Origin of the sequence: Pseudomonas mosselii (genome assembly GCF_005796105.1) — a bacterium.
Taxonomy (GTDB): Bacteria; Pseudomonadota; Gammaproteobacteria; order Pseudomonadales; family Pseudomonadaceae; genus Aquipseudomonas; species Aquipseudomonas mosselii_C.
This window is the reverse complement of record NZ_VAUO01000002.1, coordinates 190,823-213,604: the sequence shown is the minus strand read 5'-3', so window position 1 is coordinate 213,604 and position 22,782 is coordinate 190,823. Positions and strand designations below refer to the sequence as shown.

Below are 22,782 nucleotides of genomic sequence, written 5' to 3'. Positions count from 1 at the left end.
AGGAGTTTACTGTGCGCCTTTGTGCCTTGCTTACCGTCGCGATTTGCCTGGCAAGTGCCAGCGTCGTGGCCGCCGAACGTCCCAATATTTTGCTGATCGTCGCAGACGATCTTGGTTATTCCGATCTGGGGGCATTTGGTGGTGAGATCAAAACGCCCAATCTGGATCGGTTGGCCGCCGATGGCCTGCAACTGACCAGCATGTACGCGGCGCCGACCTGCTCGCCGACCCGAGCCATGCTGATGTCCGGCACGGACAACCATTTGGCAGGTCTGGGCACGATGGCCGAGGCTATCCAGCCGTTCCAGCGAGGCAAGCCGGGTTACGAGGGCTACCTCAGCCAACAAGCGCACTCCATCGCCGAGCTGCTGCGCGATGGTGGTTATCGAACCAGCATGGTAGGCAAATGGCACCTGGGCCTGGCACCCGAACAAGGGCCAGATCGCCGTGGCTTCGAACAGTCGTTCACGCTGCTAGAGGGCGGTGGCGTGCACTTCAAACCCACACCTGGATCCACAGCGAAGATCGAGCAAATTACCTACCGCGAGAACGGCCAGCCGGTGGAGTTGCCGGAGAGTTTCTATTCCACCGATTTCTATACCGACAAGCTAATCGACTATCTCAAGACCGGAGAGGGCAGCGCCAAACCGTTCTTTGCGTATGCCGCCTATACCTCACCCCATTGGCCCCTGCAGGCGCCTGACGCCTACCTCGACAAATACCGCGGTCGCTATGACGGCGGCTACGACGAAGTACGGCTGGCGCGTATTGAGCGGATGAAAGAAAAGGGCTTGTTGCCTCCTGATTTCCAAGCGGCGGAGCCACTGCCAGTGACCCCGCTGTTACCTGGCTGGCAACAGTTGGATACGCAGCAGCGGCAGGTCGAGGCACGCAAGATGGAGATCTACGCTGCCATGGTGGACAACCTTGATCACAACATCGGACGGTTGCTCGACTACTTGCGTAAGAGCGGACAGCTGGACAATACCTTAATCGTGTTCATGTCTGACAACGGCGCAGCCGGGGAGCGCCACGAGCTGTTCTATCCGGCCGCTCCAGATACCGACAATAGCCTGAAAAACCTGGGACGACGCGGTTCGCAGATCGACTATGGACTACGTTGGGCCGAGGTCAGCGCTGCACCGTTGCGCCTTTTCAAGGGCACTACCGCCGAGGGCGGCATCAGCGTTCCGGCCATCGTTCAGCTTCCCGTCAGCCTGCGGCGTCAAGGTTTGGAGCGCAGCGTGGCACGCGTTGATGACCTGGCGCCGACCTTCCTCGCTCTGGCGGCGTTGCCGGATCCAGGCGATACCTATCGAGGCCAGGCCAAGCATCCCATCACGGGCCGCTCGATGCTTCCGATGCTACAGGGCAAAGCCCGTGATGAAGGGGTCATGGCGGGCGAACTGTTCGGTAGCCGCTACTACCGCGAAGGTAACATGAAGTTGCTGGGTCTGGTCCCGTGGGCGAAGCCGGGGGAAGCTCCGCAGCCTCTACGTTGGCAACTGTTCGATCTCGCGCGTGATCGTGGCGAGCAGCACGATCTGTCGGATAGTCAGCCGCAGACCACGGAGCGTCTCAAACAGGCCTGGCAGGCCTATGCACGCCAGGTTGGCGTGGTCACGCCACCGCAAGCCGCCAAGCCATGAAGCGCTGGTTGGTCAGCAGTTTTATCCTGGCGGGCGTTTTATGGGCGGTGGCCGCCTTATGGCCACGTCCCGTGCCGACGTTGGGTAGTCGTACCGCCTGCGAGGCTTATGACGGCTTGCCCAACGGCTGGGGAAGCGATCCACTGGCCGGCATGGTCCGTGTTAGTGGGGGGCGTTTCACGCCCGGCAACGAAGCGGGATACCCGGATGAACGTCCCTTGGGAGCGGTGGATGTAGGAAACTTCTGGATTGATCGCAGCGAGGTGACACGCGCCCAGTTCGGTGCCTTCGTGGCCGCCACCGGCTACGTCACCGAGGCCGAACGCGCGGGCGTAGGCGCCGTGTTCAGGCCGTCACAGGAGGGGGCCCAAGATACCACCCCACTTAACTGGTGGAAGCTGGTCAAAGGGGCTGACTGGCGCCATCCCGATGGCCCTGATGCTCCCCCTGCCGCCCTTGATGGGCGGCCTGTCACCTTGGTGACTTTGGCGGACGCCCAGGCCTATGCAAACTGGCGCGGCAATCAGTTGCCCAGTGAGGCTGAATGGGAGTACGCCGCGCGTGCAGGTTCCGCCTCGCAACGGTTGGGCGAGCTACCGTTAGATGCCCATGGTAAGCCGGCTGCCAACTATTGGCAGGGCATATTTCCGCTGATGGACATGGGTGAAGACGGTTACACCGGCTTGGCCCCGGTCGGTTGTTTTGCCCCTAACGCCTTTGGTCTGTTCGACATGATTGGCAACGTTTGGGAGTGGACCACCGATACGCAGTGGGGGCCTTTGATGAGTCATGCCAATGGCGATCCCGGCCAGTTGCGGGCAATCACAGGTCGATCAGCTTCCCGGATCATCAAAGGTGGTTCTTATCTGTGCGCGGACAACTACTGTGCACGCTATCGCACGGCGGCACGGGAACGCCAGGAAGCTGATTTAGCGACCTCGCATGTAGGTTTTCGCACCATTCGCCCTATCGTTCCCTAGGGATAACCGCCGTGGAGTGAAAACAATGTGTGCTCGTCGATAACCAAGCTAACAGCGGCAGTTTTAGTTCCAGATCCACTATTGGCGTGAGCCACGGTATGGGATCTGGACGAACAAATCTATCTGATATGAATCGCGGCCACTGGACTGTGCGCTAACTGATGCTGCGTGGAGCCGATTGGGTTTCTATGGGCATGGGCCGTACGTCTGAGCGTACATAGGAGTTGGAAATGCGTTTGATGACATTCTTTTGTAGTGCCTTGTTGTTGCTGAGTCACGGTTTTGCGAGCGCCGATGAACAGCAGCGCGCCCGGCAACTGCTCCAGCGCGCGGTGGAATACTACCGCGTTCAGGGCGATGTCGCCTTTGCAGCATTCAGCCGCCAGGGAGAGTTCATCGACGACGAGCATTATGTGTTCGTCGTCGACACCACCGGCACCCTGTTGGCAAGCGGCGGTACGTCGGCGACCTGGATTGGTCGGGATGTAACCGAGGCATTTGAGCCCGAGGTGCGCGACGGATTTCGCCAGGCGCTATCTGGTGCGGAAGGGCAAGTGTTGTCTGCAGAATACCGCTGGATGAATGCGCAGGACGGCAGGGTCGAACGCAAGCGGGTGTTCTTCGAACGAGTCGGTGATCGCGTACTCGCCGTTGGAATGTACCTGCCGCGCGCAACAGCAGATCAAGCCAAGGCGTTTCTGAACCGAGCGGTAGAAGCCATTGAGCGTGAGCCCGAAGCCAGCCTGCGGGCCATCAATAGCCTGTCTGCGCGTTTCAATGAGGACGACCTGTACCTGTTCATCATCGACCTGCGCAATGGTCGTTACCTGGCCCACGGCTACAACCGTCGGCTGCTGGGCGTCGAGTTCGCAACGGTCAAGGATCCAGACGGCAAACCAGTCGGCGCGCCCATCCTTGAAATGATGAAGAGCCGGTCTGAAGGGGGGTACGGTTACCGCTGGCGTAACCCCGTGACGGGCAAGGTTGAAGACAAATATGCGCTGCTGCGCAAAACTGGCCATCTGCTCGTGGCGACGGGGTATTACCTGAGGGCCGAATAAGCGAAACCCGCTGTGGATCTAAGCGTGGCAAGGCTGCAACAGCGGGTTGCTGAGGTTGTGCTCGTTGCTGAAACCTCGGATCGGAGTGAGCGCTGTAGATGAATTGGGCGAACTATGTTGTGAGCCCTTTAGTTATCGTTGCACAGAATGGGTTGAACTATTTTTTCATTAAATCCGCAAGAGCAGCGAACGGATTATGAGTTGCCTTAGCGGTAGTGGGGGTCTTTAAAGAATCGTCGGAAAAGTACTGCTGATCGGTATAGCGCGAGTGCTCGTTATCGTGGCAGTACAGGCACAGCAACTCCCAGTTGGAGCCATCCTGCGGGTTGTTGTCGTGGTTGTGGTCGCGGTGGTGCACGGTCAGTTCGCTCAGGCGCTTGCCGGAGAACTCGCGGGTGCAGCGGCCGCAGACGTGCGGGTACATCTTCAGCGCTTTGTCGCGATAGCCCATTTCCTTGTCGCGCTTGGCGTCGGCAAGGATGCGGTCGAGGCGGGCGGTGGCGGCGGAGGTGGAGCTCATGGGGATACCTTTGTTCTGGTCAGGCCGGTAATAACCTTGAGTCTAGCGCGCCAGTGGCCTGGGCGGACAGGCAAAAACCGCAGGATCGGCATAGCCTGTAGAGACACACACGACAGGAGGCTGCCATGCTGCCCGCGATGCTCGCCACGCTGCTGCTCGCCGCCGTGCCGATTGCCCATGCAGGTGGCCAGCAGGCCGGGCCGTTGACCCAGGTTCCCGGCGCGCCCGGCACGCCGACGCCTAGCCCGTACCCGCAAATCACCCCCAGCACGCCCCCCAAGGCCGGCGACAGCCAAGCCGGCGCTCCGTTATTGCCGCCCATGCCCTTGCCGGCACCGCCGAAGGATCAGCCATTGCCAGGCTTGCAGCCTGAGGTGCAAACACCGTCGCCAAAAGCCGACTAGGCCAGGCGCTGGCCATCGTGCATGCGCAGGCGTTTGGACAGCGTCACGGCCAGCACCCGGATGATCCGTGCGCCGATACGGGGCGCTTCGTTGAGCATCTTGTCCAGCGAGTCCTTGCCCAACGTCAGCAGTTGGCAGGGCGTCGCCGCCACGCAGGTAGCCGAGCGGCGTTCGCCGTCGAGCACGGCCATTTCACCGAAGGTACGGCCTTTGCGCAGGTTGGCGATTTCCACCTGCGCGCCGTGGCTGTCGGTCTTGCGTACCGAGACCACGCCATGCTGCAAGATGCACATGAAGGTTCCGGCGTCGCCTTCGTGGAAGATGGTCTGGCCTTGCTCGATACTGGCAAGGCTGAAGTACCCTGCGGCGGTGGCGAAGTCACCGGGCTGGAGGCTGTCGAACAGGCCGCAATCCATGAGCATGTCGCGAATTTCGGCGTTCAGGTGCAGTTCGTCGGGCATGTGTTGTTCTTCTTTGATGTCAGGTGGGCGCCGCTCCCACAAGCTCCGGCACCTCACTTCAGGGTGAGCAAACCCTATGACAATGAAAAACGCTTTTTACACCACCCCCAGCTCATTGAGCACGAACGCATATTCCAGCGCCACGTCACGCAGCCCTTGATAGCGGCCGCTCATGCCGCCGTGGCCGGCGCCCATCTCGGTCTTGAGCAAAAGCAGGTGGTCGTCGGTCTTCAGGGTACGTAGTCGCGCCACCCATTTGGCCGCTTCCCAGTACTGCACCCGGCTGTCGTTGTAGCCGGCGATCACCAGCATGGCCGGGTAGGCCTGGGCGCTGACGTTCTCGTACGGTGCATAGCCCTTGATCCGGGCGTACACCTCCGGCACTTCAGGGTTGCCCCATTCGTCGTACTCAGTGACGGTCAACGGCAGGTCGGGGTCGAGCATGGTGTTGAGCACGTCGACGAACGGTACTTCAGCGATGGCGCAGCGGAACAGTTCCGGGCGCAGGTTGAGCACCGCGCCAATCAACAGGCCCCCGGCACTGCCGCCGCTGATGGCCAGGCGTTCGCGGGTGGTAACGCCTTCGCTGAGCAGGTGCTCGGCGCAAGCGATGAAGTCGTCGAAACTGTTGTGCTTGTGTGCCTGCTTGCCGGCCCGATACCAGGCTTCGCCCAGCTCGCCACCGCCGCGCACGTGGGCGATGGCGAAGGCCACGCCGCGCTCCAGCAGGCTCAGGCGGGCGTGGGAGAACCACGGGTCGAGGCTTTCGCCGTAGGCACCGTAGCCGTAGAGGTACAGCGCCGTGGTGCGGCCCAGATCGGCGCGGCGGCGCACCAGGCTGATCGGCACGCGGGTGCCGTCCTTGGCCACCGCCCACAGCCGCTCGCTGACATAGTCGTCGGCATCGAACGTGCCCAGCACCGGGGTCTGCTTGAGCACCTGCTGGGCGCCCGTGGCCAGCTCCAGCTGACGCACCTGGGCTGGGCGATTGAGTGCCTCGTAGCGCAGGCGGATGCGGTCGCTGGCGAACTCCAGGCTGTCCTGAACGTAAAGGCTGTAGGCCGCATCGGGCAACTCGACGCGGTAGGCCGCCAACCCCTGCGGATGCACCTCGATGATCGGCAAACCGCCTTCACGCAGGCTCAGCGACAGCGCTGCGGCGTTCAGACTGAGGCCTTCGAGCATCACGTCGTCGCGGTGCGCCACCAGCACCTGCCACTGCTCACGGCTCGGCACCTGATCGGCCGGGGCGTGGTAAAGGGCGAAGTTGATACCCTGCTGATTGCTGCGAATGAACCAGCGCCACTGACCGTCTAGCAGGCCGTGGTCGGGGAAGTATTCATGGCCTTCGACCCGCGCTGCCAGGCAGGTGAAGGCCGCCTGTGGGGTCGCGGCGTCGAGCACCCAGGCTTCGCTGGTGGTCTTGCTGTTGAGCAGCAGCACCAGCTGACGCTCGGAGCTGGCGCGGTAACAGTGCAGGAAGAAGCGCCCGTCGGGCTCTTCGAACACGCACTCGGCGCCTGCCGTGCCAAGCGTATGGCGGCGCAGGCGCCAGGGGCGGTGGGTGTCGTCCAGCTCGGCGAAGAACAGCGTCTGGCCGTCGTTGGCCCAGGTCATGCTGCCATCGCAGTCGTCGAAGGGCAGGGTGGTCAGGGCTGCGCTGGCCAAGTCCTTGACGTACAGGGTGTAGACCTCGTCGCCACTGATATCGAGGCTGTAGGCCAGCAGGCGGTGGTCGGGGCTGACGCTGAAGGCGCCCAGGGACAGGAAGCCGCCGTCCGCCAGGGCGTTGGGGTCCAACAGCAGTTCTTCGCGGCTCTCATCGACGCGGTTGCTGTCGTCTGCCGGACGTGGGCAACGGTAGTGGCGCGGGTACTCGTCGCCTGCGGTGGTGCGGGTGTAGTACAGGTACGGGCCCCAGGGCGATGGAAGCGACAGGTCGGTTTCGAGGATGCGGCCCTTGATCTCTTCGAACAGCTGTTCGCGCAGCGGCGCCTGCTCGGCCAGGCAGGCCTCCTGATAGGCGTTTTCTTGTTGCAGGTAGTCGAGGACTTCGGGGGTGTCGCGTTGTTGCAGCCAGGCGTAGGGATCGGTGGCTTGTTCCTTGCGGGCGACGGGAGGCTTGATCTGCATGCTGGATCTCTTGATTAGGGTCGCCTGTGCCGGCCTCTTCGCGGGTAAGCCCGTGAATAGGCCGGCGCGGTCCTGAATAGGATGGGGGCGCCTGCGCCAGTAAAAGTGTTTATCATAGGCGCCTCTTTGCCTGGCTTGCACGAACACCATGACCGAACACGACTATCTGCTGGCCTGGGGCCTATACGCCGTTGCCGCCCTGGGTTGCCTGCTGGTGGCTTTCAAGTTCACCGGCTGGATGTGGCGCTGGCTGCGCGAGCCATTGCGGGTGATCGTCGCCGTGTTGCTGTTGAGCCCGACCGTGGTCGATCCGGTCAAGGACAGCTTCGCTCCGGCCATTGCCATCACCACCCTGGATCTCGCGTTCAAGGTCGGCAACAACGCCTGGCGCGCCGCTTCCGACCTTGCCATGTACGGCATGATCGCTTTCGCCTTGTACTTCGTCTTCGTGCTGATCCGCTGGCCGCTGGAAAGGCGCGCCAGGGAGCGCCGCGCGCAGCGCGAGGCCGCTGCCCAGCGTCAGAAGCAGGAGGATGACCAGATGATGGCCGAGACCTCGCTGGCCGCTGAGCGTAACGACCGCTACCGCGATGAGCCGCCACCTGCCGCCGTGCGCCGCGCAGGCCCGGACCAAGGCCGCGTCGAGCCACGCCTGTAAACGGAGCTGCGAACATGTGCGAATTGCTGGGCATGAGCGCCAACGTCCCCACCGACATCGTCTTCAGCTTCACCGGCCTGATGCAGCGCGGCGGGCGCACCGGCCCGCACCGCGACGGCTGGGGCATTGGTTTCTACGAGGGGCGCGGCCTGCGCCTGTTCCAGGACCCGGCGGCGAGCAGCGAGTCGGAGGTGGCCAACCTGGTGCAACGCTATCCGATCAAGAGCGAAGTGGTCATTGGCCATATTCGCCAGGCCAACGTCGGCAAGGTCTGTCTGTCCAATACCCACCCGTTCGTGCGCGAGCTGTGGGGGCGCAACTGGTGCTTTGCGCACAATGGCCAGCTCGGCGATTTCAGCGGCTTGCGTACCTTTTACCGGCCCGTTGGTGACACCGACAGCGAAGCGGCCTTCTGCGACCTGCTCAACCGCGTGCGCGAAGCTTTCCCGGAGCCGGTTGCGATCGAGCAACTGCTGCCCGTGCTGGTCGAGGCGTGTAACGAGTACCGTGGCCAGGGCGTGTTCAACTGCCTGCTCAGCGACGGTGACTGGCTGTTCTGCTTCTGCTCCACCAAGCTTGTACACATCACCCGTCGCGCCCCGTTCGGCGCCGCGCGGCTGAAGGACGTCGACCTGATCGTCGACTTCCACACGCAAACCACCCCCAACGACGTGGTCACGGTGATCGCTACCGAGGCCTTGACCGAGAACGAAACCTGGCAGCGCTACGCGCCGGGCGAATGGGCCCTGTGGCGGCACGGCGAGTGCACCGCCCACGGACAAAGCCAAGGACGCTGAATGTTCAGAAGTTACCTGCGGTTGCTGTTGTTCACCTTTGGTCTGCTGGCCGGTGTCCAGGTGCCCGGGCTGGTCAAGGACTATAGCCAGCGGGTCGAGGCGCATGTGCTCGAATCGCGCCAGGCCTTGGATGGCTTCCGCCAGACTGCCCAGCGCTTTTTCAACGGCGATCTCGAGGCTCTGGTGCGGCATTACCGCAGCAGCGATGACCCTGTGTTCAACAGCGATGCCAACAGCATCGAGAGTCTGCTGATCCGCAACCAGTTGCTCGAGCGCGAATGGCAGGCGCTGCAAGGTTCGTGGCTGAGCCGTACCTGGCATGTGCTGGTGCAGCCAGAGCCGGCGCTGCGTGAAGAGACGCTCAAGGGCTACAGCTACCAGGTTCTGCTGGTGCCCGAGGCGATCGGCTGGGGCATCGGCGCCGGGTTCGTGCTGGCGTTCGTGGTCGAGAGCCTGTTGCTGGTGATCGGCTGGGTGATCCTGGGTGGACGGCGCAAGGCGGTCAAGGAAAGCTGGCGCTGAGGGCAATGCCAGTCAGCTAAGCCAATGGGGCCGCTACGCGACCCTTTCGCGACGCAAGGCCGATCCTACAGCCGGTATTCATGAGGATCACACGGTCGTGTAGGAGCTGCCTCGCGCCGCGAAAGGGTCGCGCAGCGGCCCCAACTGTTGATAGCTTTCCACAAACACGCGGCAAACAGTTGCAGGCGCGTTAATGTAGGCCATATGAACATGCACATGGGAGGCCGCCAAGTGAATCGCCTGCTGCTCAATTGCGACATGGGTGAAAGTTTCGGCAACTGGCGCATGGGCCTGGATGCCGAGGTGATGCCGTACATCGACTGCGCCAACATCGCCTGCGGCTACCACGCCGGCGACCCTGGCAGCATGCGCAGCACCGTGGCACTGGCGCTTGAGCATGGGGTGAGCATCGGCGCGCACCCGGCCTACCCGGATCTGGTTGGCTTTGGTCGCCGCTCCATGGCTTGCAGCGTCGAGGAGATCCGCGACCTGCTGCACTACCAGATCGGCGCCCTGGATGGCATCTGCAAGGTACTTGGCGCCAAGGTGAGCTACATCAAGCCGCATGGCGCGCTGTACAACGACATGATGGCCGATCCGCTCAAGCTGCGTGCGGTGCTCGAAGCCGTGGCGGCCTATGGCAGCGATCTGCCGCTGATGCTGATGGCCACCGCCGACGATAGCGCCGCCCAGGCATTGGGTGACGAGATCGGCGTGCCGCTGTGGTTCGAAGCGTTCGCCGACCGCGCCTACACCGCCAGTGGCCACTTGGTCTCGCGGCGTCTGCCAGGGGCCGTGCACCACGACCCGGCGCGGGTGGTCGAGCAGGCCGTGCGCCTGGCCCGTGGCCAAGCGCTGGTGGCCGATGATGGCAGTGCACTGCTGCTGAACGCCGCAACCCTCTGTGTGCACGGCGACAACGACAGCTCCGTGGCCGCCGTGCGCCAGATTCGCCAGGCCCTCGATGCGCTGGAGGCGCGATGAAGCTGCGTATCGAAGTCGTGGCCATCGACAGCCTGATGGTGCGCTTGTTCGACCGTATCGACGAAGCCAACATGCCGTGGATCCTTGCCGCCAGTCAGCGCCTTAGCGCGGCGTTCGGCGCGCACTTGCTCGACCTGGTGCCGTCCTATACCACGCTGATGGTGCAGTTCGATCTGCCACCGGCTCAGGCGCGGGCGCTGATCACCCAGGCACTGGACGGGTTGCAGCCAGACACCGGCAGTGCAGGTCGGCGTCATGATATCCCGGTGTGGTACCACGCCAGCGTCGGCCCGGAACTGCCCGTGCTGGCAGCGCGCAGCGGGCTGAGTGAAGCCGAGGTGATCCGCTTGCACTGTGAACGTGAATACCCGGTGTTCGCCCTGGGTTTCGCACCCGGTTTCGGCTTCATGGGGCTGGTCGACGAACGCCTGGCCAGCCCGCGCCTGAACACCCCGCGCAAGCGTGTGGCGGCTGGCAGCGTCGGTATCGCCGAACGCCAGACGGCGGCTTATCCGGCAGTGTCGCCGGGAGGCTGGAACCTGATCGGGCGCACCCCGGTACGCCTGTTCGACCGCGAACGTGAAGGCTACAGCCTGCTACAGCCAGGGGACCGGGTGCGTTTCGTGGCGGTATCGCGGGAGGAATTTCTGGCCTTGGGCGGCGATGTGGAGGCGCAAGGGTGAAGCGCTTGAGGATCGAGGCCAGTACCGCCTTGTGCCAGTTGCAGGATGCCGGGCGCGTTGGTGTGCGTCATCTGGGCGTGACACAGGGCGGCGCGCTGGATTGGGTGGCGATGTATTGGGCCAACTGGTTGCTGGGCAACCCACTGGGGGCGCCGCTGGTAGAGGTGGCGCTGGGTGGTTTTGCGCTGGTGGCCGAGCAGGATTGCGTGCTGGCGCTGGCCGGGGCAGACCTGGATGCACGGGTGGATGATCAGCCAGTGCTGCCATGGCGTAGCGTGCGTTTGGCTAAAGGGCAGCGCTTGATCCTGAAACAGCCGAAGCAGGGTGTACGGGCGTATCTGGCCGCCCCGGGCGGGTTTCTTGGTGACGCTGTGTTGGGCAGCTGTGCCACGGTCGTGCGCGAGGAACTGGGCGGGATCGATGGGCGAGGGGCAGCGTTAGCTAAGGGGCAGGTGCTTTCCTTTGCCGGTGATTCGCCGGCCTTGCGCGAAGTACCGGCGGCCCTGTGCCCGTGCCATGTGGCCAAGCCGGTACTCGACTTGGTGATGGGCGCACAGATCGGTGACTTCAGCGGGACCAGCCTGTTCGAGGCGTTCAATCGTGGCTGGACACTGGACAGTCGCGCCGATCGCATGGGCATTCGTCTACTGGGCCCGCAACTGGTGTACCAGGGCGCACCGATGATCTCCGAAGGCATCCCGCTGGGGGCCGTGCAGGTGCCGCCGGATGGGCAGCCGATCGTGCTGCTCAATGACCGGCAGACTATTGGCGGGTATCCGCGATTGGGGGCTTTGACGCCGTTGGCGTTGGCACAGTTGGCGCAGTGCATGCCAGGTGCGGTGGTGCGGTTCAGGGCGGTGGTGCAGGACGAGGCGTGGCGCGAGCAGCAGGCTTACCTGGAACGTTGGTCGTAAGGTGGCTGGCCTATTCGCGGGTAAACCCGCTCCCACAGAATGGGCCAGCACAGGCTGCGTCACTTGGACAGGTAGCGCATGCCGTCTTCCAACCCTTGCAAGGTCAGCGGGAACATCTTGTCCTCGATCAAATCGCGTACCAGATGGGTCGAGGCGGTGTAGTCCCAGGTTTGCCTGGGGTAGGGGTTGATCCAGATGATGCGCTTGAATTTCTCCATGAAGCGCTGCATCCACACGTAGCCTGCCTCTTCGTTCCAATGCTCGACGCTGCCACCGGGCTGGGTGATTTCATACGGCGCCATGGCCGCGTCACCAACGAACACGACCTTGTAGTCGTCGCCGTACTTGTGCAGCAGGTCGAAGGTCGCGAAGCGTTCAGAGGTGCGCCGCAGGTTGTTCTTCCACACTGACTCATAGATGAAGTTGTGGAAGTAGTAGTACTCCAGGTGCTTGAACTCGGTCTTGCAGGCCGAGAACAGCTCTTCGCACACCTTCACGTGGGCATCCATCGAACCACCGATGTCGAACAGCAACAGCAGCTTCACCGTGTTGCGCCGCTCGGGGCGCATCTGGATGTTCAACAGGCCCGCGTCACGCGCGGTGTGGTCGATCGTGCCGTCGATGTCCAACTCCTCGGCGGCGCCCTCGCGGGCGAACTTGCGCAGGCGGCGCAGGGCCAGCTTGATGTTGCGCGTGCCCAGTTCGACCTGATCGTCGAGGTTCTTATACTCGCGCTGGTCCCATACCTTGACCGCCTTGCCCTGGCGTTTGCCGGCCTCGCCGACGCGGATGCCCTCAGGGTTAAAGCCCCCAGAGCCGAACGGGCTGGTGCCGCCGGTGCCGATCCACTTGTTGCCGCCGGCATGGCGTTCCTTCTGTTCTTCCAGGCGTTGCTTGAACGCCTCGATCAGCTTGTCCAGGCCGCCCAGTGACTGGATCTGCGCGCGCTCCTCGTCGCTGAGCGAACGTTCGAACTCCTTGCGCAGCCAGTCTTCCGGGATCAGTGCCTCGATATGCCGGTCGAGGTTTTCCAAACCCTTGAAGTAGGCGGCGAAGGCTCGGTCGAACTTGTCGAAGTGGCGCTCGTCTTTGACCAGGATTGCGCGGGCGAGGTAGTAGAACTCGTCCATGTCGGCGAACACCACGCGCTTTTCCAGGGCATGATGCAAATCAAGCAGCTCGCGCACCGATACCGGCACCTTGGCTGCACGCATTTCATTGAACAGGTTGAGCAGCATGGCCCGGCTCCTGTCAGCGGTTGCCGCGCCGGCTCATGAAGGCCAGGCGCTCGAGCAGTTGCACATCTTGCTCGTTCTTGACCAGGGCGCCGGCCAGCGGCGGGATGGCCTTGGTCGGATCGCGCTCGCGCAGCACCGCTTCACCGATGTGGTCGGCCATCAGCAGCTTGAGCCAGTCGACCAGCTCGGAGGTGGAGGGTTTTTTCTTCAGGCCCGGCACCTTGCGCACGTCGAAGAACACGTCCAGCGCTTCGCTGACCAGCGACTGGCTGATGTTCGGGTAGTGTACGTCGACGATGCGCTGCAGGGTGTCGCGGTCGGGGAAGGCGATGTAGTGGAAGAAGCAGCGGCGCAGGAAGGCGTCGGGCAGCTCCTTTTCGTTGTTGGAGGTGATGATGATGATCGGGCGCTGCTTGGCCTTGATGGTCTCGTCGATTTCGTAGACGTAGAACTCCATCTTGTCGAGTTCTTGCAACAGGTCGTTGGGGAACTCGATGTCGGCCTTGTCGATTTCGTCGATCAGCAGAATGACTCGCTCGTCGGCCTCGAAGGCTTCCCACAACTTGCCTTTTTTCAGGTAGTTGCGCACGTCATGGACCTTGTCCACACCCAGTTGCGAGTCGCGCAGGCGGCTGACCGCGTCGTACTCGTACAGGCCCTGGTGGGCTTTGGTGGTGGACTTGATATGCCAGGTGATCAGGCGTGCGCCGAAGGAGGCGGCCAGTTGCTCGGCAAGCATGGTCTTGCCGGTGCCCGGTTCACCCTTGACCAGCAGCGGGCGCTCCAGGGTGATGGCCGCGTTGACCGCCAGTTTCAGGTCGTCTGTGGCGACGTAGTCGCGGGTGCCTTCGAACTTCATGAAGCGGGTCCTCTGGAAGGCCTCATTGCGGGGCCAGGAAGGTTTACGAGTATTCAGCGACTATAACCCCGGCCCTGCGCGCTGAAAACGCAGACCGGGTATTCAGTCCCTGAATGGTGCGTCACTCGGCCCTCGCCGCTCACTTGGCTTTGCGGTATCGGGCTTTCATCAGCGGCTCTTCAGCATCAGGTGAGCGCTTGACCGTCGCCGGCCCGGTCGAGTTCGAACGGGCTTTACGCACCTAGGCCATGGGCTTACCCTGCGCTTTTAAGCAGCATCATCCGACTTTTCAAGGACCCTGCCATGAGCCGTATCTACGCAGACAACGCCCACTCCATCGGCAACACGCCATTGGTGCAGATCAACCGTATCGCCCCGCGCGGGGTGACCATTCTGGCCAAGATCGAAGGGCGCAACCCGGGCTATTCGGTGAAATGCCGGATCGGCGCGAACATGGTCTGGGACGCCGAAGGCAGCGGCAAGCTCAAGCCGGGCATGACCATCGTCGAGCCTACTTCGGGCAACACCGGCATTGGCCTGGCCTTCGTCGCTGCGGCGCGTGGCTACAAGCTGATGCTGACCATGCCGGCCTCGATGAGCCTGGAACGGCGCAAGGTGCTCAAGGCCCTGGGCGCGGAACTGGTTTTGACCGATCCGGCCAAGGGCATGAAGGGGGCCATCGAGAAAGCCAACGAGATCGTCGCATCCGACCCTGCCTTGTACTTCCTGCCCGGCCAGTTCGAGAACCCGGCCAACCCGGCGATTCACGAAAAGACCACCGGCCCGGAAATCTGGAACGACACCGACGGCGCGGTGGACGTACTGGTCGCTGGCGTGGGCACTGGCGGCACCATCACCGGGGTGTCGCGCTACATCAAGCACACCCAGGGCAAGTCGATCCTCTCGGTGGCGGTGGAGCCGACGAGTTCGCCACTGATCAGCCAGACCCTGGCCGGCGAGGAACTCAAGCCCAGCCCGCACAAGATCCAGGGCATCGGCGCAGGCTTCGTGCCGAAGAACCTCGACCTGTCGATCGTCGACCAGGTCGAGACAGTGACCGACGATGAAGCCAAGGCCATGGCCATCCGCCTGATGCAGGAGGAGGGCATACTCTGCGGTATCTCCTGTGGCGCGGCGATGGCGGCTGCGGTGCGACTGGCCGAGAAGCCGGAAATGCAGGGCAAGACCCTGGTGGTGATTCTGCCGGACTCCGGCGAACGCTACCTGTCGAGCATGCTGTTCAGCGACCTGTTCAGCGAGCAGGAAAACCAGCAGTAAGCGGCAAGTTGCAAGCTTCAAGCCGCACGATCATGGCCTGCATTGACGTAGATCAGCTTGCCGCTTGCAGCTAGAAGCTTGCAGCGCCCCCGGAGGGGGTTATCATGTCCGGCTATCTGGGGATGGCCTGATTTCCCCTCCAAGGAGTGTTGCATGACCTTTTCCTTCGTCGCCAAGGCGGGTGTCCTGCTGGTGTTCATCTCCAGCGTGCTGTTCGTTCACCTGCGCGGCAAGGCGCGCCTGCCGGTGCTGCGCCAGTTCGTCAACCATTCGGCGCTGTTCGCCCCCTACAACGCCCTGATGTACCTGTTCTCCGGCGTGCCGTCCAAGCCTTACCTGGACCGCGAGCGCTTCCCCGAGCTGGACGTGCTCAAGCACAACTGGCAAACCATCCGTGAAGAAGCCATGCGCTTGTTCGACGAGGGCTACATTCGCGCCGCCGAAAAAGACAACGACGCCGGTTTCGGCTCGTTCTTCAAGAAAGGCTGGAAACGCTTCTACCTCAAGTGGTACGACAAGCCGTTGCCCTCGGCCGAAGCCCTGTGCCCCAAGACCGTGGAGCTGCTCAGCGGTATCCCCAACGTCAAGGGTGCGATGTTCGCCCTGCTGCCTGGCGGCAGCCACCTGAACCCGCACCGCGATCCGTTCGCCGGCTCCCTGCGTTACCACCTGGGCCTGGCCACGCCGAACTCCGACGCCTGCCGCATCTACGTCGACGGCCAGCCCTACGCCTGGCGTGACGGTGAGGACGTGATGTTCGACGAAACCTTCGTGCACTGGGTCAAGAACGAAACCGACGTCACCCGGGTGATCCTGTTCTGCGACGTCGAGCGTCCGCTCAACAGCCCGCTGATGACCCGCATCAACCGCAAGGTCAGCGCCTTCCTCGGGCGTGCCACCGCGCCGCAGAACACCGACGACGAGCGCGTGGGTGGGATCAACCAGGCGTATGCCTGGAGCAAGCGCTTCAGCAATGTGATCAGCTCGCGGGTGAAGACCTTCAAGCGTGCTAACCCCAAGGCCTACCGCGTGTTGCGGCCGGTGCTGGCGGTGCTGGTGGCTTACGCGTTGTATCGCTGGTTGTTCTGAATCAGTTTTAGCCTGTCAGGGCCTATTCGCGGGCAAGCCCTGACAGGCAGCTGACCTTTCAGAGCTTGTTCAGCCCTCGATTCGCCGTTATAGTCCGAAGCTCTCAATTCTTCCCAAAGAACCGTGTCCATGCCAGCCATCCCTTCCAGTACCGCTTTTGCCTCCGCGTTCGTCGCGGGCATGCGCGTGCATGGCAGCCAGCAGGCCGCGTTCAATGGTCAATACCCCCCACCTGTCAGTGGCGTCGTAGGCGGCGTAGCTCCGTCTCTTTGCGTGGTCGTGCTGGGCTGAGTCCCTGCGCACCTGCAACCTACTGAAATACGGTCGGCTATCCCTTCGCTAACGCGATAGCTGCGCCGTGCGGCTTTTCTTGCCCATACAGGTGGCATACATGTCTGTCTTCAACAAAGCATCCGTGGCCGCGGCGGCCACTACCAGCCTGTTCGTCCTGCTGTGGAGCAGCGGGGCGATCGTCTCCAAGCTTGGCCTGGCGCAGGCCAGCCCGTTCGCGTTCCTGCTGCTGCGCTCGGCACTGGCGCTCACCGGCCTGCTGCTGATCGGCCCGTTGCTGGGGCTGCGCTGGCCGCGTGGACGCGGCGCGATTCTGCGCGCGCTGGGCACCGGTTGCGTGCTGCTTGGCGCCTACCAGATCTTCTACCTGCTGGCGCTGAACACCCACGTGACCCCTGGCATCATGGCCACGGTCATGGGGGTGCAACCGATCCTCACGGTAGTGCTGATGGAACGCCAGCGTTCCTGGAGCCGGCTGTTCGGACTGGCTCTCGGGCTGGGCGGTCTGGTGATGGTGGTCTATCAGGGCATCAACCTGGGCGGTGTGTCGCTGGCCGGCATGCTGTTCGCCCTGCTGGCGCTGGCCAGCATGACCGGTGGCTCGATCTTGCAAAAACGCATTACCGACAACCCCATGGGCACGCTGCCTCTGCAATACGTCGCCGGGTTTGCCCTGTGTGTGCTGTTCGCGCCGATGCAACCGCTGCACGTGCAGTGGAGCGCTGGCTTCTTCGGAGCGTTACTGTGGATGGGGCTGGTGGTGTCGCTGCTGGCGAACCTGCTGCTGTACCGGCTGATCGCGCGGGGCAACCTGGTGAATGTCACCAGCCTGTTCTACCTGGTACCAGCGGTGACTGCGGTGATGGACTTCATGATCTTCGGTAACCGCCTGGCGCCGCTGAGCTTGCTGGGTATGGGCTTGATCGTAGTGGGGTTGTTGTTCGTGTTCCGCAAGCCGGCGCTGCGTGCCGCCGAGGCCTGAGCGGTCTGGCCGGGGCGCCGGACAGGCAGGAAAGGGCTGCGCAGTAGCCCCAGGATCTTGGCATCCTGCATAGATCGTCGGGGGCCGCTTTGCGGCCCGTTCGCGGCGCAAGGCCGCTCATACACGGTCCGCGCCGTTGTTGTCATTGCCTGGCAGGTTTGAGCACCAGCCACAGCGCTGCGCCAATCAGCACACCGCCATACAGATGCGCCATCGACAGCGGTTCATCCAGCAACCACGCCCCCCACAACACCCCGAACACCGGGATCAGGAAGGTCACGGTACTGGCCTTGACCGGCCCGATCTCGGCCAGCAGGCGGAAGTACAGGATGTAGGCGAACGCCGTGCACAGCAGCCCCAAACCCAGCAGCGACAGCCACACCTGCCAGCCGCCCCAGCTGGCAGGTGGCTGGGTCAGTGCGCTCCAGGCGAACAACGGCGTCAGCATCAAGGTCGCGCCGAGCATGCTGCCCAGGGCCGACAGGCGGCTGTCCAGGCCGCTGATCCAGCGGCGCGCGAGAAAACCGGCAAAGCCGTAGCAGGTGGTTGCCGCGAGGCAAGCCAGGGCGCCTTGCAGCAGGGCTAGGTCCAGCGCCACAGGCCCGGCGCCGCTGAGTATGCCAACGCCGAACAAACCGAGGAAAATGCCGCACAGCTTGGGCAGGGTCATGGCTTCGCGGAAGCACAGTGCGCCGATCAGCACGCCCATCAACGGCGTGGTGGCGTTGAAGATCGCCGAATAGCCAGCCGGCAGTACCTGGGCGGCTACCGAGTAGAAGGTCGCCGGGATCCCTGAGTTGATCATGCCCAGCACCAGGCAGGCGCCGAGCTTGCCTTGGAAGTCCCAGCGCACCTTGGCTGTACCCAGGATCGCAATCAGCCCCAGGCAGGCGATCGACACCCGCAAGAACGCCGTCGGTACGCTGCCAAGCTCCGGGGCGATGATACGCATGAACAGAAAGCTCGCCCCCCAGACAGCGGCAAGGGTCAGCAGGCGGGCAAGGGCGATGGGACTCACGGGGGGGCTCCGGCGATAGGGCAGGGGCGCGAGTGTACGCCAGGCAGGGGCGCAGATTCTTGTGCTTTCTTGCGGCACTGTCGGGGCGATTCGGGCGGCGAAACAGATGCAGGCGGCTAAGCTCTTTCACTCCACCCTTACCGAGGCCCTGCCATGTCCCAACCCTGGCCCGCCACCGACATCGCCCGGACGATCCTCGAGGGGTTCGACGACTACCGCGAGCACTTCCGGCGCATTACCCTCGGCGCCCGCGAGCGCTTCGAGCAGGCGCGCTGGCAGGACATCCAGCACGCGGCGGCCGCGCGCATCAACCTGTACGAAGAGAAAGTCGCCGAGGTCAACGGCTGGCTGCGCAAGCGCTTCGCGGCGCAATTGCTGCTGGAGGTGGAGCAGTGGCCGCTGGTCAAGAGCGCGTACATCCGCCTGATCGACCCGCGTCTGGACGATGAGTTGTCCGAGACGTGGTACAACTCGCTGTTCTGCAGCCTGTTCAGCCATGATCAGATCAGCGATGGCTGCATGTTCATCCACACCACCCGGCCATCGATGCGCAGTCACGAGCGCGCCGCGCAGATCCGTACCTACCGCCCCGATGGCGGTCTCAAAGGGCTGCTGCGCACGGTCTTTGCCGATTACGCATTCGAGGTGCCGTTCGCCAACCTGGAAGGCGACCTGGAGCGGCTGCAAGAGCAGTTGCGCGAGTGCCTGCCCGATTGGGTCAGCAAGGATCCCTCGCTGGTGCTGGAGCTGTTCACCCCGGTGCTTTACCGCAACAAGGGGGCGTACCTAGTGGGCCGCTTGCACAACCGCGACGAACAGTGGCCGCTGGTGATCCCGCTGTTGCACCGCGAGGGCCAGGGGCTCGAGGCCGATGCGCTGATCACCGACGAAGCGCAGGTGTCGATCATCTTCTCGTTCACCCGTTCCTACTTCATGGTCGATGTGTCGGTGCCAGCCGAGTTTGTTAATTTCCTCAAGCGCATCCTGCCAGGCAAGCACATTGCCGAGCTGTACACCTCGATCGGCTTCTACAAGCACGGCAAGTCGGAGTTCTACCGCGCATTGATCAATCACCTGGCCAACAGCGACGACCGTTTCATCATGGCTCCGGGGGTGCGCGGCATGGTCATGAGCGTGTTCACGCTGCCGGGCTTCAACACCGTGTTCAAGATCATCAAGGACCGTTTCTCGCCCTCGAAAACCGTGGATCGTGCCACGGTGATCGATAAATACCGCCTGGTGAAGAGTGTCGATCGCGTCGGGAGGATGGCCGATACCCAGGAGTTCGCCGATTTTCGCTTCCCAGTGGCCAAGTTTGAGCCCGACTGCCTGGCCGAGTTGCTGGAGCTGGCGCCGTCCACGGTGGTATGTGAAGGCGACACGGTGCTGATCCGCCATTGCTGGACCGAACGGCGCATGACCCCGCTCAACCTGTACCTGGAACAGGCCAGCCCAGCGCAGGTGCTTGAAGTGCTGGAAGACTACGGCCTGGCAATCAAGCAGCTAGCGGCGGCGAACATCTTCCCAGGCGACATGCTGCTCAAGAATTTTGGCGTCACCCGCCACGGCCGAGTGGTGTTCTACGACTATGACGAGATCTGCTTGCTGACCGAGGTGAACTTCCGTCGGATTCCACCGCCGCGTTACCCGGAGGACGAGCTGTCCGGCGAGCCGTGGTATTCGATTGGGCCGCATGATGTGTTCCCTGAGGAATTTCCGCCGTTTCTGTTCGCTGATATCACGCAGCGGCGCCTGTTCAGCCGGCTGCATGGCGAGTTGTATGACGCCGGATACTGGCAGGGTGTGCAGGCGGCAATCCTGCAAGGCAAGGTGATTGACGTGTTTCCATACCGGCGCAAGGTACGCTGATTAGACGCCCGTCTGCGCTGGCGCAGGGCGTGCAATCTACCGGGCTTTAGCCGCGTGTGCTCGTCGAGCGGTTCAGCCTTTCAGGCACTTAAGCTCACTAAAATCCGCCCGCACCTTGTCCAGCCGCTGTTGCAGGAACTGCCGCTGCTCGGGGCTGCTCTGTTTCATCAGATCCACCAGCAGGCTGCGTGCCTGCTGCTCGGTGTGCTGGAAGGCCTTGCGGTACTCCGCTGTCCACAGGCTTTCACGGCGTTGCAGCAATTGCGCCAGGCGTGGCTCGAAGCTGGGCGTGGTGCGCTGCTCCATCACCAGCAGCAGTTGCTGCTGCCAGTGGGCACGGTTGGCGATCCATGCGCGGTTCTGGTCGCCCAAGGCCTCGGACCAACGCTCGACGCGCAGGCGCTGTTCGGCATTGAGCTTGCCCAGCCACGGCGTCAGGCGCTTCTGCATGCGTGTGGCGCGCGCTTCGATCTGTCGGGGCAGGGGCGTATCGACGTATTCCTTCTGCCGCTTGGCGATATCGTCGCGAAATGCCTGGCGCATCTCGGCCACCTGGTCGTCGCTCATGTCACGCAGCAACACAGTGGCCGAAGGGGTGATCTCGGCGGCGACTCGGTCAATCGCCTGGCGTATTTGCGCGGTACGTTGACGCAGGGCGTCATCGGTCACCGCATCGTCGGCCACCATCTGGCGCACACCGTCGAGCCAGTCGAGGTAACCGGGCAGCTGTGTCTTGCAGTGCCAGGCCAGGTGTTCCTTGAGCCGTTGGTCCAGCAGGTTTTTCTGTTCGCGGTTCATGTCCAGGTAGTCGCCCAGTGACCAGGGCACCAGACGGTCGAGGTTGCGGTAGGCCAGGTCGATGCGGCTGCAGGCCATGAGCGACAGGGCCAGGGCAATCAACAGCAACACGGGCTTTATCAGGCGTAATGGCATGGTGCAGATCCTTGCAACGGCAGACCAGGCGGTAGATGCAAAGGGCGCGCGGCGGTTCCGGCGGATGTGCGCGCGGGCGGGCGGACGGGTCAGGTGTTAGAATAGTCGCCTTGTCTTGAGGATCTTCACACATGGCTCTGCTTGGGCGTTACAACAGTTTGCAAATCGTGAAACACGTGGAATTCGGCCTGTACCTGGACGGCGGTGCCGACGGCGAAATCCTGCTGCCACGGCGTTATTTCCCCAAGGATGCAGAGCTTGAACTCGATGATTGGCTCAACGTGTTCATCTACCTGGACAGCGAAGACCAACTGATCGCCACCACCGAGAAACCGAAAATGCAGGTCGGCGAGTTCGCCAGCCTCAAGGTCAAGGACATCAACGGTGCGGGTATCTTCCTCGACTGGGGCCTGTCCAAGGACCTGTTGATGCCGTATTCGGAAGAGTCGCGGCCGTTGAAGATCGGCGACTACTGCGTGGTCCACGCCTACCTGGACAAACGCACCCGGCGCATCACCGCTACCGCCAAGCTAGACCGCTACCTGGACCGTACCCCGGTGGACTACACGCCCGGCCAGCCGGTCGAGCTGCTGGTGGCCGGCGAGACGCCGATGGGCTTCAAGGCGATCATCAACAACCGCCACTGGGGCCTGATCCACAAGAACGAGGTGTTCAAGTTCCTGCGCTCGGGCATGCACGAGAAGGGTTTCATCAAGGAAGTGCGCCACGACGGCAAAATCGCCTTGAGCCTGCAACCGGTGGGCCAGGCCCTGGCCGACAGTCTCAATGAGCAGATCATGCAGCGCCTGGACGCTGCGGGGGGCGTGTTGCCGGTGTGTGACAAGAGCGATCCGGCGGTAATCAGCCAGATGTTCAATGTCAGCAAGGGCAACTTCAAGAAGGCGATTGGCGCGCTGTTCAAGCAGGGCCGCATCGTCATCCATGACGACCGGATCGAGCGGGCCTGATCAGGCCTGCACGAAGGTGCTGAAATCCAGCTGCTCGCCGCCTGGACGGGTGTCGCGCAGCAGGCTGTCGCGGTCGGCGCTCAGCGCCAGACTGATGGTCGAGCGACGCTTGCCGGGGTGGCGGATTTCCATTTGCTCCTGGTGAGCACGCAGGAAGTTGGTCGGCACCTTCAGGTGTTGCAGTTCGTCGGTCTGCGGGGTGTGCAGCAGCAGGTTGACCCAGTCGGGCTGGCCTTTGCGCAGCAGTGCCACCGGCACTTCGAACCACCACAGGTTGCGCTTGCTGTCGAGGATCGCGAACAGGGTGTTGTCGCGGCTGAGCACCGGTCGCGCCAGTGCTTCGTTGCGCCGGGCGATGGCGGTGGGTTTGTCGAGTTTCATGCAGGTTCCTGCGGGTTGACGCCAGAAAGGCCTGTCATTGTGCGGCCGACCTGATCGCGGGGCAAGCACCGCATGCCGCTGTTGAAACGGGCTTGCCAGTCATCCACCGC

At 63.0% G+C, this 22,782-nt stretch carries 24 protein-coding genes; 16 read left to right on the top strand and 8 right to left on the bottom strand.

All coding sequences use genetic code 11. From position 1 onward, the window contains the following. Positions 1–65: 65 nt before the first annotated feature. From FEM01_RS05900 to FEM01_RS05890, 3 genes are all read left to right on the top strand, one after another. Positions 66–1,649, top strand: coding sequence for an arylsulfatase (locus FEM01_RS05900; RefSeq protein WP_431188558.1), 1,584 nt, complete (start codon positions 66–68; stop codon positions 1,647–1,649). Then, positions 1,646–2,629 carry a formylglycine-generating enzyme family protein gene (locus tag FEM01_RS05895; protein ID WP_138218361.1) on the top strand — a complete coding sequence of 328 codons (984 nt, stop codon included), beginning with the start codon at positions 1,646–1,648 and terminating at the stop codon, positions 2,627–2,629. The genes FEM01_RS05900 and FEM01_RS05895 overlap by 4 nt, the downstream gene beginning before the upstream one ends. A 230-nt stretch (positions 2,630–2,859) precedes the next feature. Further along, positions 2,860–3,690 (top strand): cache domain-containing protein, encoded by an 831-nt coding sequence (locus FEM01_RS05890; protein WP_138218360.1) that lies wholly within the window; start codon positions 2,860–2,862, stop codon positions 3,688–3,690. A gap of 157 nt (positions 3,691–3,847) precedes the next feature. Here the strand turns inward: FEM01_RS05890 and FEM01_RS05885 are convergent, their stop codons facing one another. Continuing rightward, a complete protein-coding gene (locus FEM01_RS05885; protein ID WP_138218359.1) occupies positions 3,848–4,210 on the bottom strand; it encodes a YajD family HNH nuclease in 363 nt (120 codons plus the stop codon). A gap of 125 nt (positions 4,211–4,335) precedes the next feature. Between FEM01_RS05885 and FEM01_RS05880 the strand changes: the two genes are divergently transcribed. Next, entirely contained in the window at positions 4,336–4,614 is a 279-nt protein-coding gene (locus FEM01_RS05880) for a hypothetical protein (protein WP_138218358.1), read from the top strand. Here the strand turns inward: FEM01_RS05880 and FEM01_RS05875 are convergent. Then, positions 4,611–5,075: a cyclic nucleotide-binding domain-containing protein gene (locus FEM01_RS05875; protein ID WP_138218357.1), complete on the bottom strand. Its 465-nt coding sequence runs from the start codon at positions 5,073–5,075 to the stop codon at positions 4,611–4,613. The genes FEM01_RS05880 and FEM01_RS05875 overlap by 4 nt on opposite strands. Before the next feature lie 96 nt (positions 5,076–5,171). Continuing rightward, complete coding sequence (locus FEM01_RS05870) at positions 5,172–7,208, bottom strand: S9 family peptidase (protein WP_138218356.1); 2,037 nt, start codon at positions 7,206–7,208, stop codon at positions 5,172–5,174. Between the two features lie 148 nt (positions 7,209–7,356). Between FEM01_RS05870 and FEM01_RS05865 the strand changes: the two genes are divergently transcribed. The 6 genes from FEM01_RS05865 to FEM01_RS05840 all read left to right on the top strand — a co-directional run bounded on the left by FEM01_RS05865 (position 7,357) and on the right by FEM01_RS05840 (position 11,766). Next, positions 7,357–7,866 carry an MFS transporter gene (locus tag FEM01_RS05865; RefSeq protein ID WP_138218355.1) on the top strand — a complete coding sequence of 170 codons (510 nt, stop codon included), beginning with the start codon at positions 7,357–7,359 and terminating at the stop codon, positions 7,864–7,866. A 14-nt stretch (positions 7,867–7,880) separates the two neighbouring features. Then, entirely contained in the window at positions 7,881–8,663 is a 783-nt protein-coding gene (locus tag FEM01_RS05860) for a class II glutamine amidotransferase (RefSeq protein WP_138218354.1), read from the top strand. Next, positions 8,664–9,185, top strand: coding sequence for a DUF2937 family protein (locus FEM01_RS05855; RefSeq protein ID WP_138218353.1), 522 nt, complete (start codon positions 8,664–8,666; stop codon positions 9,183–9,185). 204 nt (positions 9,186–9,389) lie between these two features. After that, positions 9,390–10,169 carry a 5-oxoprolinase subunit PxpA gene (locus tag FEM01_RS05850; protein ID WP_138218352.1) on the top strand — a complete coding sequence of 260 codons (780 nt, stop codon included), beginning with the start codon at positions 9,390–9,392 and terminating at the stop codon, positions 10,167–10,169. Further along, complete coding sequence (pxpB, locus tag FEM01_RS05845; RefSeq protein WP_138218351.1) at positions 10,166–10,852, top strand: 5-oxoprolinase subunit PxpB; 687 nt, start codon at positions 10,166–10,168, stop codon at positions 10,850–10,852. The genes FEM01_RS05850 and pxpB overlap by 4 nt, the downstream gene beginning before the upstream one ends. Beyond that, a complete protein-coding gene (locus FEM01_RS05840) occupies positions 10,849–11,766 on the top strand; it encodes a biotin-dependent carboxyltransferase family protein (RefSeq protein WP_138218350.1) in 918 nt (305 codons plus the stop codon). The genes pxpB and FEM01_RS05840 overlap by 4 nt, the downstream gene beginning before the upstream one ends. Before the next feature lie 59 nt (positions 11,767–11,825). Here the strand turns inward: FEM01_RS05840 and FEM01_RS05835 are convergent, their stop codons facing one another. Continuing rightward, positions 11,826–13,004, bottom strand: a complete 1,179-nt coding sequence (locus FEM01_RS05835; RefSeq protein WP_138218349.1) for a vWA domain-containing protein — start codon at positions 13,002–13,004, stop codon at positions 11,826–11,828. 13 nt (positions 13,005–13,017) lie between these two features. Next, a complete protein-coding gene (locus FEM01_RS05830) occupies positions 13,018–13,863 on the bottom strand; it encodes an AAA family ATPase (RefSeq protein WP_138218348.1) in 846 nt (281 codons plus the stop codon). Between the two features lie 303 nt (positions 13,864–14,166). Here FEM01_RS05830 and cysK point away from each other — a divergent pair, with 303 nt between their 5' ends. The 4 genes from cysK to FEM01_RS05815 all read left to right on the top strand — a co-directional run bounded on the left by cysK (position 14,167) and on the right by FEM01_RS05815 (position 17,503). Beyond that, positions 14,167–15,141: a cysteine synthase A gene (gene cysK / locus FEM01_RS05825; RefSeq protein ID WP_138218347.1), complete on the top strand. Its 975-nt coding sequence runs from the start codon at positions 14,167–14,169 to the stop codon at positions 15,139–15,141. A gap of 153 nt (positions 15,142–15,294) precedes the next feature. Continuing rightward, positions 15,295–16,230 (top strand): aspartyl/asparaginyl beta-hydroxylase domain-containing protein, encoded by a 936-nt coding sequence (locus tag FEM01_RS05820; RefSeq protein ID WP_138218346.1) that lies wholly within the window; start codon positions 15,295–15,297, stop codon positions 16,228–16,230. A 129-nt stretch (positions 16,231–16,359) separates the two neighbouring features. Next, a complete protein-coding gene (locus FEM01_RS24145) occupies positions 16,360–16,521 on the top strand; it encodes a hypothetical protein (protein ID WP_171030914.1) in 162 nt (53 codons plus the stop codon). Between the two features lie 100 nt (positions 16,522–16,621). After that, positions 16,622–17,503: a DMT family transporter gene (locus FEM01_RS05815; protein ID WP_138218345.1), complete on the top strand. Its 882-nt coding sequence runs from the start codon at positions 16,622–16,624 to the stop codon at positions 17,501–17,503. Between the two features lie 142 nt (positions 17,504–17,645). Here the strand turns inward: FEM01_RS05815 and FEM01_RS05810 are convergent, their stop codons facing one another. After that, entirely contained in the window at positions 17,646–18,521 is an 876-nt protein-coding gene (locus tag FEM01_RS05810) for a DMT family transporter (protein ID WP_138218344.1), read from the bottom strand. Between the two features lie 153 nt (positions 18,522–18,674). Here FEM01_RS05810 and aceK point away from each other — a divergent pair, with 153 nt between their 5' ends. Then, entirely contained in the window at positions 18,675–20,390 is a 1,716-nt protein-coding gene (gene aceK, locus FEM01_RS05805) for a bifunctional isocitrate dehydrogenase kinase/phosphatase (RefSeq protein WP_138218343.1), read from the top strand. A 72-nt stretch (positions 20,391–20,462) separates the two neighbouring features. On the opposite strand, the gene FEM01_RS05800 is transcribed toward aceK, so the two are convergent. Continuing rightward, positions 20,463–21,323: a DUF6279 family lipoprotein gene (locus FEM01_RS05800; protein WP_138218342.1), complete on the bottom strand. Its 861-nt coding sequence runs from the start codon at positions 21,321–21,323 to the stop codon at positions 20,463–20,465. Positions 21,324–21,454: 131 nt separating this feature from the next. Between FEM01_RS05800 and FEM01_RS05795 the strand changes: the two genes are divergently transcribed. Beyond that, positions 21,455–22,291, top strand: coding sequence for a CvfB family protein (locus tag FEM01_RS05795; protein WP_138218341.1), 837 nt, complete (start codon positions 21,455–21,457; stop codon positions 22,289–22,291). Here FEM01_RS05795 and FEM01_RS05790 read toward each other — a convergent pair whose 3' ends face one another. Beyond that, positions 22,292–22,672 carry a hypothetical protein gene (locus tag FEM01_RS05790; RefSeq protein ID WP_138218340.1) on the bottom strand — a complete coding sequence of 127 codons (381 nt, stop codon included), beginning with the start codon at positions 22,670–22,672 and terminating at the stop codon, positions 22,292–22,294. Positions 22,673–22,782 lie beyond the last annotated feature (110 nt).

Excerpts from the sequence above, each read along its gene's own strand:
- FEM01_RS05895 (WP_138218361.1), top strand. The coding sequence starts at position 1,646 with ATGAAGCGCTGGTTGGTCAGCAGTTTTATCCTGGCGGGCGTTTTATGG.
- FEM01_RS05890 (WP_138218360.1), top strand. The coding sequence starts at position 2,860 with ATGCGTTTGATGACATTCTTTTGTAGTGCCTTGTTGTTGCTGAGTCAC.
- FEM01_RS05885 (WP_138218359.1), bottom strand. The coding sequence starts at position 4,210 with ATGAGCTCCACCTCCGCCGCCACCGCCCGCCTCGACCGCATCCTTGCC.
- FEM01_RS05880 (WP_138218358.1), top strand. The coding sequence starts at position 4,336 with ATGCTGCCCGCGATGCTCGCCACGCTGCTGCTCGCCGCCGTGCCGATT.
- FEM01_RS05875 (WP_138218357.1), bottom strand. The coding sequence starts at position 5,075 with ATGCCCGACGAACTGCACCTGAACGCCGAAATTCGCGACATGCTCATG.
- FEM01_RS05870 (WP_138218356.1), bottom strand. The coding sequence starts at position 7,208 with ATGCAGATCAAGCCTCCCGTCGCCCGCAAGGAACAAGCCACCGATCCC.
- FEM01_RS05865 (WP_138218355.1), top strand. The coding sequence starts at position 7,357 with ATGACCGAACACGACTATCTGCTGGCCTGGGGCCTATACGCCGTTGCC.
- FEM01_RS05860 (WP_138218354.1), top strand. The coding sequence starts at position 7,881 with ATGTGCGAATTGCTGGGCATGAGCGCCAACGTCCCCACCGACATCGTC.
- FEM01_RS05855 (WP_138218353.1), top strand. The coding sequence starts at position 8,664 with ATGTTCAGAAGTTACCTGCGGTTGCTGTTGTTCACCTTTGGTCTGCTG.
- FEM01_RS05850 (WP_138218352.1), top strand. The coding sequence starts at position 9,390 with ATGAACATGCACATGGGAGGCCGCCAAGTGAATCGCCTGCTGCTCAAT.
- pxpB (WP_138218351.1), top strand. The coding sequence starts at position 10,166 with ATGAAGCTGCGTATCGAAGTCGTGGCCATCGACAGCCTGATGGTGCGC.
- FEM01_RS05835 (WP_138218349.1), bottom strand. The coding sequence starts at position 13,004 with ATGCTGCTCAACCTGTTCAATGAAATGCGTGCAGCCAAGGTGCCGGTA.
- FEM01_RS05830 (WP_138218348.1), bottom strand. The coding sequence starts at position 13,863 with ATGAAGTTCGAAGGCACCCGCGACTACGTCGCCACAGACGACCTGAAA.
- cysK (WP_138218347.1), top strand. The coding sequence starts at position 14,167 with ATGAGCCGTATCTACGCAGACAACGCCCACTCCATCGGCAACACGCCA.
- FEM01_RS05820 (WP_138218346.1), top strand. The coding sequence starts at position 15,295 with ATGACCTTTTCCTTCGTCGCCAAGGCGGGTGTCCTGCTGGTGTTCATC.
- FEM01_RS24145 (WP_171030914.1), top strand. The coding sequence starts at position 16,360 with ATGCCAGCCATCCCTTCCAGTACCGCTTTTGCCTCCGCGTTCGTCGCG.
- FEM01_RS05815 (WP_138218345.1), top strand. The coding sequence starts at position 16,622 with ATGTCTGTCTTCAACAAAGCATCCGTGGCCGCGGCGGCCACTACCAGC.
- aceK (WP_138218343.1), top strand. The coding sequence starts at position 18,675 with ATGTCCCAACCCTGGCCCGCCACCGACATCGCCCGGACGATCCTCGAG.
- FEM01_RS05800 (WP_138218342.1), bottom strand. The coding sequence starts at position 21,323 with ATGCCATTACGCCTGATAAAGCCCGTGTTGCTGTTGATTGCCCTGGCC.
- FEM01_RS05795 (WP_138218341.1), top strand. The coding sequence starts at position 21,455 with ATGGCTCTGCTTGGGCGTTACAACAGTTTGCAAATCGTGAAACACGTG.
- FEM01_RS05790 (WP_138218340.1), bottom strand. The coding sequence starts at position 22,672 with ATGAAACTCGACAAACCCACCGCCATCGCCCGGCGCAACGAAGCACTG.